17 protein-coding genes and 1 tRNA gene are annotated in these 16398 nt (G+C 34.5%); 12 read left to right on the forward strand and 6 right to left on the reverse strand.

The window, feature by feature from the left end:
- Positions 1–164 precede the first annotated feature (164 nt).
- Genes ACN0QX_RS13525 through ACN0QX_RS13535 form a run of 3 tightly spaced genes read left to right on the forward strand, consistent with a single transcriptional unit; the run spans position 165 to position 1744 of the window.
- The gene (locus ACN0QX_RS13525) at positions 165–626 is read left to right on the forward strand and encodes a mobile mystery protein A (RefSeq protein ID WP_417197707.1); all 462 of its coding nucleotides are present in this window, start codon (positions 165–167) and stop codon (positions 624–626) included.
- Complete coding sequence (locus ACN0QX_RS13530) at positions 617–1213, forward strand: mobile mystery protein B (RefSeq protein WP_417197709.1); 597 nt, start codon at positions 617–619, stop codon at positions 1211–1213. The genes ACN0QX_RS13525 and ACN0QX_RS13530 overlap by 10 nt, the downstream gene beginning before the upstream one ends.
- Positions 1214–1234: 21 nt before the next feature.
- On the forward strand, positions 1235–1744 hold the full coding sequence (locus ACN0QX_RS13535; protein WP_417197711.1) for a hypothetical protein: 510 nt from the start codon (positions 1235–1237) through the stop codon (positions 1742–1744).
- A 181-nt stretch (positions 1745–1925) separates the two neighbouring features.
- Here ACN0QX_RS13535 and ACN0QX_RS13540 read toward each other — a convergent pair whose 3' ends face one another.
- The 4 genes from ACN0QX_RS13540 to ACN0QX_RS13555 form a co-directional block, all read right to left on the reverse strand.
- Positions 1926–2324: a cyclic nucleotide-binding/CBS domain-containing protein gene (locus tag ACN0QX_RS13540; protein ID WP_248396613.1), complete on the reverse strand. Its 399-nt coding sequence runs from the start codon at positions 2322–2324 to the stop codon at positions 1926–1928.
- A gap of 317 nt (positions 2325–2641) precedes the next feature.
- A tRNA-Asn gene (locus ACN0QX_RS13545) sits at positions 2642–2715 on the reverse strand.
- A gap of 94 nt (positions 2716–2809) precedes the next feature.
- Positions 2810–4138, reverse strand: a complete 1329-nt coding sequence (gene rseP / locus ACN0QX_RS13550) for an RIP metalloprotease RseP (RefSeq protein ID WP_248396615.1) — start codon at positions 4136–4138, stop codon at positions 2810–2812.
- A 73-nt stretch (positions 4139–4211) separates the two neighbouring features.
- Complete coding sequence (locus ACN0QX_RS13555; RefSeq protein ID WP_417197714.1) at positions 4212–6149, reverse strand: M1 family aminopeptidase; 1938 nt, start codon at positions 6147–6149, stop codon at positions 4212–4214.
- A gap of 113 nt (positions 6150–6262) precedes the next feature.
- Here ACN0QX_RS13555 and ACN0QX_RS13560 point away from each other — a divergent pair, with 113 nt between their 5' ends.
- From ACN0QX_RS13560 to ACN0QX_RS13575, 4 genes are all read left to right on the forward strand, one after another.
- Positions 6263–6934 carry an SCO family protein gene (locus ACN0QX_RS13560; protein WP_248396620.1) on the forward strand — a complete coding sequence of 224 codons (672 nt, stop codon included), beginning with the start codon at positions 6263–6265 and terminating at the stop codon, positions 6932–6934.
- 72 nt (positions 6935–7006) lie between these two features.
- Positions 7007–7237 (forward strand): FeoA family protein, encoded by a 231-nt coding sequence (locus tag ACN0QX_RS13565; protein WP_248396623.1) that lies wholly within the window; start codon positions 7007–7009, stop codon positions 7235–7237.
- A complete protein-coding gene (feoB, locus tag ACN0QX_RS13570; RefSeq protein WP_417197717.1) occupies positions 7234–9333 on the forward strand; it encodes a ferrous iron transport protein B in 2100 nt (699 codons plus the stop codon). The genes ACN0QX_RS13565 and feoB overlap by 4 nt, the downstream gene beginning before the upstream one ends.
- A gap of 12 nt (positions 9334–9345) precedes the next feature.
- On the forward strand, positions 9346–9486 hold the full coding sequence (locus ACN0QX_RS13575) for a FeoB-associated Cys-rich membrane protein (protein WP_248396627.1): 141 nt from the start codon (positions 9346–9348) through the stop codon (positions 9484–9486).
- Here the strand turns inward: ACN0QX_RS13575 and ACN0QX_RS13580 are convergent.
- Positions 9483–9902, reverse strand: a complete 420-nt coding sequence (locus ACN0QX_RS13580; protein ID WP_248396628.1) for a hypothetical protein — start codon at positions 9900–9902, stop codon at positions 9483–9485. The genes ACN0QX_RS13575 and ACN0QX_RS13580 overlap by 4 nt on opposite strands.
- 46 nt (positions 9903–9948) lie before the next feature.
- Positions 9949–10605 carry a metal-dependent transcriptional regulator gene (locus ACN0QX_RS13585; RefSeq protein ID WP_417197719.1) on the reverse strand — a complete coding sequence of 219 codons (657 nt, stop codon included), beginning with the start codon at positions 10603–10605 and terminating at the stop codon, positions 9949–9951.
- A 99-nt stretch (positions 10606–10704) separates the two neighbouring features.
- Here ACN0QX_RS13585 and ACN0QX_RS13590 point away from each other — a divergent pair, with 99 nt between their 5' ends.
- From ACN0QX_RS13590 to ACN0QX_RS13610, 5 genes are all read left to right on the forward strand, one after another.
- The gene (locus ACN0QX_RS13590; protein WP_417197720.1) at positions 10705–12954 is read left to right on the forward strand and encodes a TonB-dependent receptor; all 2250 of its coding nucleotides are present in this window, start codon (positions 10705–10707) and stop codon (positions 12952–12954) included.
- A gap of 42 nt (positions 12955–12996) precedes the next feature.
- Positions 12997–13908, forward strand: coding sequence for a metal ABC transporter solute-binding protein, Zn/Mn family (locus ACN0QX_RS13595; RefSeq protein WP_248396631.1), 912 nt, complete (start codon positions 12997–12999; stop codon positions 13906–13908).
- Positions 13909–14166: 258 nt separating this feature from the next.
- Positions 14167–14940 (forward strand): metal ABC transporter ATP-binding protein, encoded by a 774-nt coding sequence (locus tag ACN0QX_RS13600; protein WP_248396632.1) that lies wholly within the window; start codon positions 14167–14169, stop codon positions 14938–14940.
- Between the two features lie 75 nt (positions 14941–15015).
- Entirely contained in the window at positions 15016–16143 is a 1128-nt protein-coding gene (locus ACN0QX_RS13605) for a metal ABC transporter permease (protein ID WP_417197725.1), read from the forward strand.
- The coding region (locus ACN0QX_RS13610) for a metal ABC transporter permease (RefSeq protein WP_417197723.1) at positions 16136–16398 on the forward strand (263 nt) is incomplete at its 3' end. The genes ACN0QX_RS13605 and ACN0QX_RS13610, both read left to right, overlap by 8 nt.

Raw genomic sequence — 16398 nt, forward strand, 5'->3', positions numbered from 1 at the left:
TCATTCACAAAACCGTTGGATTAAATTTAACAGAACCATTAAAAAGTAAACCTAATTGTTTACTTTTTTTATTTATTGTAAACATATAAGATTACTTTTTTATATATTTGTAAATGCATATGTTTACAATTTTATTATTTTGTAAACTTAAAGCTTTACAAAAAATGAGAAATAAGCACAAACTTTTAATTGAGCAGTTAGACCAAAAGCTTCGTCCATTCGCTGAAACCCGAAAGATCTTGATTCCACAACGTGGATGGATAAATACAATTAGAACATCTCTCAATATGACAATGGCACAACTTGGCGCCAAATTAAATATAACACGACAAGGTGTAAAAAGAATTGAAGAAAGTGAGGCTAATGGTTCCATAACGCTCAAATCTTTAAAAGATGTAGCCCATGCACTGGATTTAAAATTAATATATGCACTAGTGCCAATAAATGGGACCATCAACGATTTAGTTGAAATAAAAGCAGAAAATCTGGCCAGAAAGATTGTATTAAGAACCAATCAAAATATGAAATTAGAAGACCAAGGAATTGGCGATGAAAAACTAGCTAAAACAATAGAGGAACTGGCTAGTGAAATAAAACGCGAGATGAAAAAATCATTATGGGATTAGAATTTGATTATAAAGTAGGACAAACACCTTTAGACGAAGTTGAAAAGGAGGGTCTTAAAATAAAGTCAATTACTACGCAAGGGGAACTGGATGAATTTGAGCAATTGAATATTGAAAAAGCTGTCGAATGGACCATTCATACAAAATTGAAACCTGAAAAAATTTTAACGGAAAAATTTGTAAAAGACTTACATAAAAAAATGTATGGCGATGTATGGAAATGGGCAGGTGAATTCAGAATGACTGAAAAAAACATTGGAATCTCTTGGACACAAATTGGAATTGAATTAAAAAATTTACTGGACGACACGAAATACTGGATAGAACACAAAACTTTTCCGCCGGAAGAAATAGCTATAAGATTTAAACATCTCATAGTATCCATTCATTGCTTTCCAAATGGAAATGGAAGACACTCCCGAATGATGGCTGACATTATTATGGAATCCATATTCGGGAATGATATATTTACTTGGCATCAATCAAATACGGTAAAAGCTAGCGAAACACGAAATAAGTATATAAAATCCTTGAGAGAAGCTGATAATGGTAATTTTACATCGTTAATTGAATTTGCAAAAAACTAAAATTAGCTTAAACTGAAAAAGATGCTGAACTACAACAAAATATTTCAGATTAGAGAATCTTATTCTAATCGTCCATTTAGAGGTGTTATTGAAAATTTTGATTTGGCCGAACCTAAAATTTCAAGAGGAGAAAAACACATAACAGAAACGGTTACGGTAAAACATATAATGGGTGGACAAACCCTTTATGATATAATTTGGACAACCAATGCTTTTCCGCTAATAGTTAGCGAAAGAGTAATTAGGTTATTTAAATCAAATGGAATTACAGGTTGGAAAACATACAATGTTGAAATTCGCTCAAAAAAGAATGAATTGATTGACCAAAATTTTTTCGGACTTATTATAACTGGTCGCTGTGGCCATCGAGATTATTCTAAAAGCTCAATAGCATTAAACAAAATTGGAGTGTACACCAAACCTCACATTAAAGGTTTTTATTTTAACGATGATTCCTGTGACGATTTTGATTTATTTATGAGTAACCCAGATGACGAAGGACATTCAACTATGCACCGTTTTTGCTCATAAAAAGTTGTAAACCTATTTCAAAAAGAAAAAATAAAGAATATTAATTTTGAAAACCTAAAAGAGCCAACATTGGCAATTGAACTACACCAAATACCCCTGACTGACAAACAAAAATCTGAAATGGAAAAATTAAAAACCAACGGTAAGTAATGAACAACGCTTTTTTAAATCAAGCAAACGTTTATTCCAAAGAATATTCTGCAACCAATTTCACAAAATCCAAAGAACTAATCATGCCTACTATATTTCCTTCGTCCATTACAACCATGTGGTGTACGTCGTGCCTCAGCATCATTTTAGCGGCCGCATTAGCGCTTGAATTCATATGGACTACATGAACTCTAGATGATGTCATGACATCTTCCAGAGTCGTGCTTTCTTGAACAAGTTTATTCATATCCGTCGTGGTGACAATACCGCGTATAATCATCTCCGTATCTAATATGTCTTTGGAATAGGATATAATGGGAATAGCATTTATTCCTTTATCCTTCATTAGCGCTCTTACCTCAATAACACTGTTTTCTCCTTTAGCTGTAATAACTGGTGCTGACATAAAATCTTTTACTTGTATTTTCATAAACTCTTGGTTTAAATTTTATAATACTAAAAGCAGAAATAACCATCCACTCGCCATAATTGTAAAAATAAGATTATGTGAGCCTAATTCATATGATATTAATCATATTAAGTTGAATAGACAATGTAGAAAATAAAGAAGTAGCAACTAAAACACTTTTTAGCTTTTTCTGTTGTATGCTTCCACAGTTGATAAAATGAGATGTGAATTAAACAGGCCACGTTTTAAGGCGTTTATCATTCAAATGTTCGACCTATGCTTGACCTACCTAAAAAACAAAAGCCTTTACATTTCTGTAAAGGCTTTGTCTAACTGTGCTCCTCCTCTTAGGCTCGAACTAAGGACCCTCTGATTAACAGTCAGATGCTCTAACCAACTGAGCTAAGGAGGAGTGTTATCGCTTTTGCGAGGGCAAATATATATATTTTTTTAATTACAACAAAACAAGATTTGATTTTTTCTGAAAAAAAATTTCATCTTTATTGTCATTCAAAAATCGCTTTGTAAATATCATTTCCATTTGCAAACAACACCAAGGATATAAGTAGTATGAAACCAACTAGTTGGGCATACTCCATAAATTTATCGCCCGGTTTTCTACCCGAAATCATTTCGTAAATTAAAAACATAACATGACCACCATCCAAGGCAGGAATCGGCAATAAATTTAAAACACCTAACATAATAGATAGGAAAGCGGTAATAGCCCAAAAAGCTTTCCAGTTCCACGATGGTGGAAACATATTTCCAATGGCTGCAAATCCACCCACTTGAGCTGCACCTTTTTTCGTGAAAATGTATTTAAACTGTGCCAAATAATCCTTAATAGTCCAATAACCTAATGCGGCCCCTTTAGTAATACTTTCGCCAAAGGAATAATCCTTATGGTTAATTTTTACATAGTCTGGATCGGTTCCTTTGGTTATTATACCAATAGTAGCATCATCACTTGGAGTTACTTTTAAAATTTCATTTTCGCCATTACGTTCTACAACAAGACTTACTTCTGGTGCTTGTGTGTTTTTCAGTACAAAAGACAAATCCGTTAGGTAATTTATTTCTATTCCATTAATATTAACTAATTTATCCGTAACCAAAAGTCCTGCTTTTTCAGCTGGAGAATCTGGCACAATAGAATCTAATACAAATGGTGTTCGTGGTGCCATGGCAGGTAAATCGCCAGCCTCAAACAACTGCGTTCCTATATCTTTTGGCAATGTTAGCGTTTCGGTAGCTCCGGATTCACGTTCTACTTGTATTTCTTTAACATCTCTAAATAGTAAGTGGGACGTAATATCTGTAACTTCAGAAAAAGGCTTGCCGTCTACTGATACTATTTTGTCACCTTGTTGGAAACCGTATTGCTCCATAGTTTTAGTAACACCAAAACCATATTTAATATCGTCCTTAGTTGTGTAGTCCGTTCCCCAAACAAACAATATCATCATATAAATAACGAAACCTAATACGAAGTTTACAAATACACCACCAAGCATAATTATTAAGCGTTGCCACGCTGGCTTGGTTCTAAATTCCCATGGTTGTGGTGGTTGAGCCATTTGTTCCTTATCCATGCTTTCATCAATCATTCCAGCAATTTTTACGTAACCACCTAATGGCAACCAGCCGATTCCGTAAACGGTATCGCCAATTTTTTTCTTGAATAATGAAAACTTAATATCGAAAAACAGGTAGAACTTTTCTACACGTGTTCCGAATAATTTTGCAGGAATAAAATGACCTAATTCATGTAAAACAATAAGAATAGACAGACTTAAAAATAATTGTGCTGCCTTTATTAATATAATTGTCATAAGAGATTCTTCTTTTTATAGCGCACAAAAGTAGTGTTTTAACACCATTTAGAAAACTATAAGCGCTTTATTGCTATTTTTTTAACACGGTTTTGTTTATAATACCACTATTCGTTTCAAACTTAACAAATAGTATTCCAGAAGCGTAGCCGGAAAAATCCATGCTAGAACTCCATGAACGCGTTTCCAAAAGCTGCCCTAATGCATTGTAAATTTTCACATTATTAATCTGCAAGCTTTCTGGCTTCTGAATATGAATCCTATTAGAAGTTGGATTTGGATACACCATCAAATTGGCTTCTAAATCAAAGTTTTCCGTGGATAGTGTTACCGAATTGTTTTTGGATATGATATCACTTTCAGGGTCAAAAAGCACATCAGCAACCGTAAAATTGACGGTTTTTAAAAAGCCTTGATTATTACTGGTATTATCTAAAATAACATCTAGTGTTTCGCCATTGGTGCCAATCAATCGGACAGGAATGGGCACTTCAAAAAAGCTGACAGACGCATGACTTTGCACTTGAGATACATGTAAATATACCGAAGTTGAAGATGGCTGATTCCAGGATAATGTGTAGGTAGGATACCCTTGATTATAAATCCAATCGTTAAAAAACTCCGTTAAATCTTCACCGGTAGAGGTTTCAACAATATTAATAAATTCATCTGTTTTTGCGTATGCATAAGCATGGTCTGGGTGATTTAAGTAATCATTCATAGCTTGAAAAAATGGGACGTCACCGAGTTTTTTCCGAAGCATATGCACAACCATAGACCCTTTATTATAACTTAACCGACTACTAAAAATACGGTTAACACTGGTGGTATCTGAATCAGACAAATACACAGCACCTCCAGGTTGTGAGGTAATAGAAGCAACGCGCGCTTGTTTAAAAGCTCTGAACTCTTCATTACCATCCAAGTTCTCTACAGCTAATCCAGCTAAATACGTTGCAAACCCTTCATTCAACCAAATATCTTTCCAACTGCCACAGGTAACTTTATTTCCAAACCACTGATGCGCCAATTCATGTGCTATTAGGTTTTGACCAAAACTTCCCATAAAGGAAACCGTTGTATGCTCCATACCGCCTCCCCAGCCAAATTGCGCATGACCATATTTTTCATCGGCATATGGATAGCTTTCAAAAAGGTTTGAAAACACATTCATAATATCTACTGTAATTGGTGTGCTAGCTTGTGCATAGGCTAAATTTTCTGGATACACATAATTTACAATATCAAATGGCGCTCCATTATTAGCTACTTCGTGAGAATACACCGTATAATTGGTTGCGGCAATAGCAATTAAATAGGCAGGAATAGGATAATTGTGTTTAAATCTTGTGGTTTTATTATTTCCAGAAACCGTCTGGCTTATTTCCAATCCATTGGAAACAGACACATATTCCTCATTATTTGGTGTAAATTGAGGTGTCGTTAAATAAACATCTATGGAGTCTATTTTATCAATTAAGTCCTGTTTGCATGGCCACCACCCTTTGGCGCCATAAGGCTCTGAAAGGGTCCAAATTACTGGTGTTCCACTATGTGTAGTTTGCTCAAATGAACCGAAACCCGAACTTTCCGGATTTCCAAAATAGGTAATCGTCAATGAGTCTAAAACACCTGTATTTTGAATTTGTGGTAAGGTAATAACCACTTCATCCGCAGCATTATGAATAAAAGCCAAACTAGTTCCGCGCTGCGTTACTTGGGAAACCGTCATATTATCTGTTAATTCAAATGTAATTTGTGATAAGGCTTCCTTCGCTTCAAAATATGTAGTAACATCTCCCGAAATAAATGCAACAGCTGGATCAACCGTTAAATTTAATCGATGATATTTTACATCGTAATTACCCGTATTTAGGCTAAAACGTTGATTCATTTTTTTTAAGGCCATTTTGGCTTCAGCCTCTTGAATTTTATTGAAGGATTTTATATAATCCTGCGCCATAAATGGTGTTGCAATTAAAAATAATAGGAGAAATAAATACGGTTTCATGTGCTGGTTTTTAACTAAAATAATAATGAATGTTAAAAATACCACTTAAATCTCTATTCTGTTGTAATTTTGCATCAGAATTGTTCTATTAACAGACTTCAAAAACATTCAGTATGCTGTCATTTTTTAAAGACTACAAGTATTTTGCTATCGTCTTCCTGATTATTTCAATTATAATAATGGCCGTTATTTACAATATTTTAAATGTTGAAAAGCCTTTGCCAATTTACCAACCGGCTATGGTTAATTTTGAATTAGTAGATAGTACCATACAACACCAAAAAAAATATCATAAAATTGCCGATTTCAGTTTAACCAATCAGAATGGAAAAACCGTAACCCAAGCGGATTATGAAAATAAAATTTATGTAGCCGATTTCTTTTTTACAACCTGCCAAACCATTTGCCCGATTATGACGGATCATATGGTTTACATTCAAAAAGAACTGAAAGATGAACCCGATGTTATGTTACTATCGCACACAGTTACCCCAGAAATTGATTCGGTTGCGCAATTAAAAAAATATGCACTAAAAAAAGGTGTTGATGATTCCCGATGGAATTTAGTAACAGGTGATAAAAAACAAATTTATGACCTAGCACGAAAAAGCTATTTAGCTGTAAAAGATATTGAAGGTTTTGATCCTTATGACATGATTCATACGGAAAACTTCATGCTTATTGATAAAAAACGCCAAATCCGCGGCTTTTATGATGGTACCAAACCAGAAGAAATTAAACGCTTAATTGCTGATATTCACATACTAAAGAAAGATTCTGAATAGTTTTATTAGCACAATTTTTTTACCCTAACTTTTTACATTATTTTTGCTTCTTTAAAATCAATCTAAATAAGCTTGCAGGTGACATTAGCAGAAATTAAACGTGGTGAAATAGGCATTATTGTCGATGTGTCCTCTATACATATCCCCCTAAAACTATTAGAAATGGGTTGCCTTCCAGGTAACACCGTTGAGCTCGTTCAAATGGCACCTTTTGCTGATCCGATGTATTTAAACATTAACGGAAGTCATTTGGCAATCCGAAAAGAAACAGCCATTCACATTCAAATAGAAATTTCTAGATGAGCAAGCAAATTAACGTTGCATTAATAGGCAATCCTAATACAGGAAAAACGTCTGTTTTTAACGCCTTAACCGGTTTAAATCAAAAAGTGGGTAATTACCCTGGTATTACGGTTGAAAAAAAAGAAGGGATTTGTAAACTACCGCGTGGTGTTAAAGCCCATATTATAGATTTACCGGGAACCTACAGTTTAAACGCCTCATCTTTAGATGAAAATGTGGTTATTGAATTACTTCTTAATAAAAACGATAAAGATTTTCCTGATGTTGCTGTCGTTGTGTGCGATGTAGAAAACATCAAACGAAATCTATTATTATTTACACAAATTAAAGACCTTGAAATTCCAACAATTCTTGCTATTAACATGGCTGATAGAATGGATTATAAAGGAATAAGTTTAGACATACCCTATTTAGAAAAGCAACTAAATACCAAAATCGCCCTTATTAGTACCAGAAAAAAGCAAGGTATTTTAGAACTTAAAGAACTAATTGCTAACTATAAGGATTTATCAAATGAACCGTGTATGAACGCTTCGGAAATTGATAAAGCCTATTTTAATAACCTACAAAAAGCATTTCCAAATCAGTTATTATACAAATTGTGGTTAGTAATAACACAGGATGTTAATTTTGGAAAAATGGATCGGAACACCATTGCTGCCGTTGCCGATTTTAAAACAAAAACCAATGCTGATTTAAAGCGTCTTCAGCAAAAAGAAACTATTAAACGCTATCAGTTTATTAATAATACACTGAAAAAAGGACAAACTATTGACTTAAATACGGCTAAAGATTTACGCATTCGTTTGGATCGTATCTTGACGCATAAAGTTTGGGGCTATGTTATTTTTGGTTTGATACTTTTAACCATTTTCCAAGCTATTTATGATTGGTCTAGCATTCCAATGGATTTTATTGATAGCTCTTTTGCTTCATTAAGCGAATGGACAAAAAATGTGATGCCAGAAGGCACGCTAACTAATTTAATTTCTGAAGGTATTATTCCGGGAATTGGCGGTATTGTTATATTTATTCCACAAATTGCCTTTTTATTCCTCTTTATTTCCATCTTGGAAGAAAGTGGTTATATGAGTCGTGTTGTTTTTCTTATGGATCGTGTTATGCGAAGATTTGGATTAAGTGGAAAAAGTGTAGTTCCATTAATTTCGGGTACAGCATGTGCCATTCCTGCAATTATGGCGACGCGGAATATTGAAAGCTGGAAAGAACGATTAATTACCATTTTAGTTACACCTTTCACTACCTGTTCGGCCAGATTACCCGTTTACTTAATCATTATTGCCCTTGTAATTCCAGAAGGCCGTTTTCTAGGATTAAGTTTTCAAGCCTTAACATTAATGTTATTATACTTAATAGGATTTGGCGCAGCGGTTGGTTCCGCTTGGATTTTAAATAAAATTCTTAAAATAAAGAGCAAAACATTTTTTGTGGTAGAAATGCCTAATTACAAACTCCCGCTTCTTAAAAATGTAGCCATAACGGTTCTTGAGAAAACAAAATCTTTTGTATTTGGTGCTGGTAAAATAATCTTGGCTATTTCTATTGTATTGTGGTTTTTAGCTTCTTATGGTCCTGGTGAAAATTTCAATAATGCCGAAGCTATTGTTACAGAACAATATGCCAATCAAAATTTGACAGATATTGAAATAGAACAGCACGTAGATTCGTATAAATTAGAACATTCGTATATTGGTATAACCGGTCGCGCTATTGAACCTGCCATTCGGCCGTTGGGTTACGACTGGAAAATAGGTATTGCTCTAATCAGTTCGTTTGCAGCACGTGAAGTTTTTGTAGGAACATTAGCTACCATTTACAACGTAGGAAGCGATGAAGAAGAAACCATTAAAAACCGTATGGCTGGTGAGGTTAACCCTATTTTAGGTGGTCCTTTATTTAACTTTGCGTCCGGAATTTCACTCTTGCTATTTTATGCCTTTGCCATGCAGTGTATGAGTACGTTGGCTATAGTAAAACGTGAAACTAACAGTTGGAAATGGCCAGCTTGGCAATTGATAGTTATGACCGTTTTTGCTTATGTAGTAGCTTTAATTGCCTATCAATTATTAAAATAATTTTAAAGAAAAATGGGTCCAATTATTCAAAATATTATCGCTTTTACCATTCTAGGTCTGGCCATCTTATTTTTAATTCGGAAATTTATTTGGAGTCCTAAAAAGAAAAATTCGAAAAATTGTGGTGGTGACGATGGTTGTGGCTGCCACTAATTAACACCTGAAAACTGGATGTAATAGGCCGTTTTTTCAGTTTGCTTTTCGGCTTCTGGAAACGGCAGCACGTTATATAAATAGAGTTTTAATTCCCCATCTATAAACAACGCTTTGCGCTCTTCTATGGTGTAACTCGTAGGTGGAATTTTAAACGTTTCTGTGCTTATTAATTTTCCATTTTTACTAATTGCTAATTCAAAAACCACTTCGCCAGCCCACACACAGGTTACACCTTTAGGACAGCGAGAATCTGTAATTACCTCACTAAATTTTACGGTATAATCATCAACTATTAAACTATTTTGGTAGAACAACTTTTTTAAAATTAGAGGTGTTTCTGCGTTTACTTTTTCTTGTGAAAAACCCATAAAACCAATTAGTAAGCATAATCCGAAAAGGCATTTTTTCCACATAGTTTGTTTTTTTTTTTGAATTTCAATTTCGAAAGCAGTCAAATTTTCAGAGCTTTTTTAAGTATAGATTTTTCGCCACACTTTGAGAAACCGTTAATAATTTACCATTAGCCTTAATGCTGATAGATTTATCAAAAGGCTCAATATGCATCACTTCAATAATCGAACCTAAACCAATATTGTTTTTATTTAAATATTGTAGAAATTCAGATGAACTATCATTCACACCCAAACAACTATATTTTTGGTGTTCTTGAGCTTGCGATAATATTGTTTTTTCAACAAAGGTAATTTCGCCGTGTTTATCTGGAATAGGATCTCCATGAGGATCATGCGTTGGATGACCTAAAAAAGCATCTAATTCATCAATTAATTTTTGCGATTTAATATGTTCCAATTGTTCCGCTAAATCGTGAACCTCATCCCAAGTAAAATTTAACTTCTCCACCAAAAACACCTCCCAAAGTCGGTGTTTTCTAATAATATTAATCGCAATTTTTTTTCCAGATTCTGTTAAGGTCACACCCTTATACTTTTTATAATTCGCATAATCCTTTTCCGCTAATTTCCGAATCATGTCTGTTGCTGATGATGCTTTGGTATTCATAGCTTCAGCTAAAGCATTGGTATTCACATTCTCGCGTCCCTGTTTACCTAAATGATAAATAGCTTTAATGTAATTTTCTTCCGTTAACGTAATCATAGATATCTGTTATCTACCAAATATACAATATTAAACTTTTTAAATATATTTTTAGACCACTCTAAATTATTATTTATATTTGTCCAAATTATATTTATTATGAGGCTAATTATACTGGCAATTTTTACAAGTATTGGAAGCTATGCTCAAACAAGCTTTAGTATTTCTGGCAGCATTGGTTCTGAAGGTGAATCACTTCCTTTTGCCAGTGTTTATCTAGAAAACACCACAACAGGAACAACTACAAATACTGATGGTTTTTATACCCTATACAATATTTCTCCGGGAAATTACACGTTGGTAGCTTCCTTCACAGGACATACAACCGTTAAAAAAAATATACTTATTGAAGATAAAAACATAACCGTCAATTTTACATTGGAAAGCGGCGAATCTTTAGATGAAGTGGTAATCACAGGAACTCTAAAAGCAGTTTCTAGATTGGAGAGCCCTGTACCAGTTGAGATATACACATCTGCCTTTTTTAAAAAGAACCCAACATCCAATATATTTGAAGCGCTTCAAAATGTTAATGGTGTTAGACCACAGTTAAATTGCAATATTTGTAATACAGGAGACATTCATATCAACGGTCTCGAAGGACCTTATACTTTGGTCTTAATTGATGGAATGCCTATTGTTAGTGGTTTATCAACAGTTTATGGTTTATCTGGAATTCCAAATTCACTCATTGAACAGGTCGAAATTGTAAAAGGTCCAGCATCTTCTTTATATGGAAGTGAAGCCGTTGGCGGTTTAATTAATATTATTACAAAACTACCGGAAAACGCACCTATTTTCTTTGCCGACAGCAATATTAATACATGGGGAGAATGGAATTTAGACGTTGGGTTTAAAACAAAAGTAGGTAAAAAAACCACGCTTCTTTTTGGAACCAACTATTTTAAATACGATAATCCCATAGATAATAACCACGATAATTTTACAGACGTTACCCTTCAAGATAGGATTTCTATTTTTCAAAAATGGAATTTTAAACGAAAACATAACCGCAAATTTTCTTTAGCTGGTCGTTATTTTTATGAAGATCGTTGGGGAGGGGAAATAAATTGGAATAAAAGCTACAGAGGCGGAGACGAAGTTTATGCAGAAAGCATTTATACAAAACGTTATGAATTGATTGGCGAATATCAGTTCCCTATAGTTGAAAATATCACATTCCAATTTTCGTATTCGGATCATGACCAAAACTCTGTTTATGGAAACACACCCTATTTAGCACAACAGCGTATAGGCTTTGGGCAATTTATTTGGGATAAACAGATTAAAAATCATGATTTTTTAATAGGCACAGCTATTCGTTACAATTATTATAACGATAATACCACAGCAACAATAAATGCTGATGAAGTAACTATTCCCTCCCTATTTATACAAGATGAAATTGATTTCGACGAGAAACAAAGCCTTCTATTAGGTTTGCGCTACGATTACGATGAACGTCACGGCAACATTTTTACACCACGTTTAGCTTACCGCTTCAAACCCACAGAAAGTGATATTATTAGACTGAATGCCGGAACAGGTTTCCGCGTCGTTAACCTTTTTACTGAAGAACATGCTGCACTAACTGGGGCTCGCGATGTTGTTATTAAAGAAGAATTAAAACCCGAACAATCCTATAACGTGACTTTAAATTATTTAAAAAAATTATATACCAAAAACGGCATGCTTTTTACCTTTGATACCTCGGCATGGTACACCTATTTTACAAACGCCATTATACCAGATTATGACACCAATCCCAACCAAATTATATATTCAAACCTAGATGGTTATTCCACATCTAAAGGTATTAGTTTAAGTGTTGATGCCACATTTGGAAGTGGCATTTCGGCTTCAATTGGTGCAACATGGCAAGATGTTTCACAAATTAAAAATGGCATACAAAGTCAACAAATTTTAACCGAAAGTTATTCGGGTGTGTGGTCATTTAGTTATAAAAATTATCCAACAAATTTAACGCTAGATTATACAGGAAATTTATACGGTCCCATGCGTTTACCGCTATTAGGTGATTTAGATCCACGAGAAGAATATTCACCCGTTTGGAGCATTCAAAATATCCAACTGACCTATGATGGTATAACCAATTTTGAATTTTATGGAGGCGTAAAAAACATACTTGACTGGACACCGAACCAGGGAAATCCATTTATAATTGCACGTGCTGATGATCCGTTTGATGAAAACGTACAATTTGACCCAAACGGGAATGTTATTCCAACCCCAGATAATCCCTATGCATTAACCTTCGATCCATCCTATGTTTATGGCCCAAATCAAGGGATTCGATTCTTCTTTGGTGTTCGTTACAAATTACGTTAAATCTCTATTTTTTTAGTACCTTCGCAACTATAATTTAGGCTTATGAAAAAATTAGTTTTTGTCATTACAATTTTGGGAATAGTTTATTCTTGTAAAAACGAAAATAACACCAATTCCAAATTACAAGTTGTTACAACCACAACTATGATAACCGATTTAGTTCAAAATATAGGTGGGAATTATATAGACGTTGAGGGTTTAATGGGAAGCGGTGTAGATCCACATTTATATAAAGCCAGTGAAGGCGATGTCAATAAAATTGCGCATGCTGATGTTATTTTTTATGGCGGATTACACTTGGAAGGCAAACTCGTTGAAGTCTTCGAAAAAATGGGAAGTCAAAATATTAATACTATTGCCGTTTCAGATGCGGTAGATAAAAAAACACTAATTGGGTCTGAATATTTCGCCTCTAATTATGATCCCCATATATGGTTTGATGTAACAAATTGGGAATTAATTACACAATTTGTTGTCGAAAAATTATCAGAAGCCAACCCAGAACATCAAGCAGCTTTCGAAAAAAATGGTGCGGATTATTTAGAAAAGTTAAAAGCTTTAAATGAAGAAATAAAGTCTGTAATCAGTACACTACCGGAAGACAAACGTATTCTAGTTACCGCTCATGATGCATTTAATTATTTTGGCCAAGCTTACGGTTTTGAAGTTGTTGGGCTTCAAGGGTTATCAACGGCTACCGAGGCTGGTGTTCAAGACGTTCAAAATTTAGCTACCTTTATTATTGACAAACAAGTAAAAGCCATTTTTGTAGAAAGTTCCGTGCCAAAACGTACTATTGAAGCACTCCAAGCTGCCGTACAATCTAAAGGTTTTGATGTGCAAATTGGTGGCACATTATATTCAGATGCATTGGGAAATGCTGGCACAGAAGAAGGTACGTATATTGGTATGTTTACCTATAATGTGAATACGATTGTGAATGCGCTCAAGTAATAAAAGTGAATTATAAAAATTCAAGTTCTTTTTTGATTAAAGACATGTAAAGAACTAAAAAAAGGTAAGGTGAAATTCCCTTATCAACTCGTAGAATTGACCATCAAAATTCAGAAATAATGAGTGAAAAAACGGAATTGCGAAGCGCAGCTTCAAGCATGAAGATTTGAAAACGAATGGCACTTTAGTGATTTACTAATTTTGACAATGATTTTTTGGTTCGTTTTGTATCAAGACAAAATGAACAGAAATAAATTTATGAAACAACCAAACGAAAATAAAAACACAACGGACCCGTCGGGCGTCATGGCGGTTCAAATAGACGACCTTACCGTTGCCTATAACTACAAACCCGTACTTTGGGATATTGACTTGGAAATCCCAGAAGGCGTGCTTATGGCCATTGTTGGCCCAAATGGCGCCGGAAAATCCACGCTTATCAAAGCCATTTTAGGAATTTTAAAACCTATAGCTGGTAGTGTAAGCATTTACGGCAAACCCTATAATAAACAACGAGATTTAGTAGCGTATGTTCCACAAAAAGGCAGTGTGGATTGGGATTTTCCTACTACAGCTTTAGATGTTGTTATGATGGGAACTTATGGAAGTTTGGGCTGGATTAAACGACCAGGGCAAAAGGAGAAAAAAGCATCTTTAGAAGCCTTGGAACAAGTGGGGATGTTAGCCTTTAAAAACCGTCAAATTAGTCAGCTGTCTGGTGGTCAGCAACAACGTATTTTTTTAGCACGAGCACTCGTTCAAGATGCTTCCATTTATTTTATGGATGAACCCTTTCAAGGTGTGGATGCTACAACTGAAATTGCTATTATTAACATCCTAAAAGCTTTACGAAAAGCGAATAAAACGGTCATTGTTGTCCATCACGACTTACAAACCGTTCCGGAGTATTTTGACTGGGTAACTTTCTTAAATGTGAAAAAAATTGCCACTGGTCCTGTTAAAGATATTTTTAATGATGACAACCTAACAAAGACCTATGGTATTAATTATAAGGTGAGTATTCAGAAATAAAATTCCTGGGAACGCATGAATCTCGTATATATACCAAAATTAAGTATAGAAACATATCTTAAAAACTAAAGACTAATAGACTTAACACAATACATAGAACTCCTCATCAACGATTATACTTTACGTACTATCACGCTTGGTACTGCTATTTTAGGAGCCGTAACTGGTATGCTAGGAAGTTTTGCTGTATTGCGAAAACAAAGCTTACTAGGTGATGCCATTTCGCATGCTGCCTTGCCTGGAATTGCCATTGCATTTTTAATTACAGGAGCCAAAGACAGCAACACCTTATTACTTGGTGCTTTAGTAAGCGGCTTAATCGGAACGTTTTGGATTCGTGGAATTGTTACTAAAACACACTTAAAATCAGATACGGCTTTAGGATTAATTTTGTCCTTGTTTTTTGGATTTGGGATGCTCTTATTAACCTTTATTCAAAAACAACCCAATGCCAATCAAGCGGGTTTGGAAAAATATTTATTTGGCCAGGCAGCAACGCTTGTAGAAAGTGATGTTTGGCTGATGGCAATTGTTACTGGGCTTTGCTTAATTGTTTTGCTCCTATTTTGGAAAGAATTTAAAATTCTTTTATTTGATAAAGATTATGCACAAACCATTGGTTTTAAAACAAAAATAATTGACATTCTTATTACCTCGTTCATCGTGGTGGCCATTGTTTTAGGCCTACAAACAGTTGGCGTGGTATTAATGAGCGCCATGCTTTTAGCACCTGCAGCTGCAGCGCGACAGTGGACAAATAGTTTAAGTACCATGGTATTTCTGGCGGCTATTTTTGGTGCATTTTCGGGTGTTTTTGGAACGGCCATTAGCGCTAGTCAAAACAACTTATCTACAGGACCCGTAATTGTTTTAGTGGCATCCGTGTTTGTATTGTTTTCCTTTCTTTTTTCACCAAATCGTGGATTACTTTTCAGACAAATTAGATTTATTAAAAATCGTCGTGATTTAGAACAACATAAAACGTTAGCATTCATGTTTCAAATTGCGAAAACACACGATAATATTTCGCATCCGCATACCATTAAAATTCTAAATAATTTTCAAGGATTTACAAGAGGAACACTTCAAAAATTAGTCGATAAAAATTATGTTACACTTGATGGAACGATGTGGAGTTTAACACAGGAAGGGTTTGAAACCGCTTCCAATTTGTACAATCAACAAATTACAAAACATGAGTAGCGCACAATTTGAAATACAACTCATAGCTAGTTTGGTGGCCTTAGCCTGTGCCATTCCAGGAACTTTCTTGGTACTGCGAAAAATGGCCATGATTAGTGACGCCATTAGTCATTCTATTTTACCAGGTTTAGTGGTTGGATTTTTTATTACCCAAGATTTAAATTCGCCATTACTTATACTTTTAGCAGCATTAACTGGTGTAATTACGGTTGTTTTGGTGGAACAAATTCAGAAAACAGGATTAGTAAAGGAAGA

Source organism: Bizionia sp. (assembly GCF_048259285.1).
In the GTDB taxonomy this organism is placed as follows: domain Bacteria; phylum Bacteroidota; class Bacteroidia; order Flavobacteriales; family Flavobacteriaceae; genus Algorimicrobium; species Algorimicrobium hallyeonense.

Bases quoted from the DNA above. Each gene is read 5' to 3' on its own strand.
- ACN0QX_RS13525 (WP_417197707.1), top strand. From the start codon at position 165: ATGAGAAATAAGCACAAACTTTTAATTGAGCAGTTAGACCAAAAGCTT.
- ACN0QX_RS13530 (WP_417197709.1), top strand. From the start codon at position 617: ATGGGATTAGAATTTGATTATAAAGTAGGACAAACACCTTTAGACGAA.
- ACN0QX_RS13535 (WP_417197711.1), top strand. From the start codon at position 1,235: ATGCTGAACTACAACAAAATATTTCAGATTAGAGAATCTTATTCTAAT.
- ACN0QX_RS13540 (WP_248396613.1), bottom strand. From the start codon at position 2,324: ATGAAAATACAAGTAAAAGATTTTATGTCAGCACCAGTTATTACAGCT.
- rseP (WP_248396615.1), bottom strand. From the start codon at position 4,138: ATGACAATTATATTAATAAAGGCAGCACAATTATTTTTAAGTCTGTCT.
- ACN0QX_RS13555 (WP_417197714.1), bottom strand. From the start codon at position 6,149: ATGAAACCGTATTTATTTCTCCTATTATTTTTAATTGCAACACCATTT.
- ACN0QX_RS13560 (WP_248396620.1), top strand. From the start codon at position 6,263: ATGCTGTCATTTTTTAAAGACTACAAGTATTTTGCTATCGTCTTCCTG.
- feoB (WP_417197717.1), top strand. From the start codon at position 7,234: ATGAGCAAGCAAATTAACGTTGCATTAATAGGCAATCCTAATACAGGA.
- ACN0QX_RS13575 (WP_248396627.1), top strand. From the start codon at position 9,346: ATGGGTCCAATTATTCAAAATATTATCGCTTTTACCATTCTAGGTCTG.
- ACN0QX_RS13580 (WP_248396628.1), bottom strand. From the start codon at position 9,902: ATGTGGAAAAAATGCCTTTTCGGATTATGCTTACTAATTGGTTTTATG.
- ACN0QX_RS13585 (WP_417197719.1), bottom strand. From the start codon at position 10,605: ATGATTACGTTAACGGAAGAAAATTACATTAAAGCTATTTATCATTTA.
- ACN0QX_RS13590 (WP_417197720.1), top strand. From the start codon at position 10,705: ATGAGGCTAATTATACTGGCAATTTTTACAAGTATTGGAAGCTATGCT.
- ACN0QX_RS13595 (WP_248396631.1), top strand. From the start codon at position 12,997: ATGAAAAAATTAGTTTTTGTCATTACAATTTTGGGAATAGTTTATTCT.
- ACN0QX_RS13600 (WP_248396632.1), top strand. From the start codon at position 14,167: ATGAAACAACCAAACGAAAATAAAAACACAACGGACCCGTCGGGCGTC.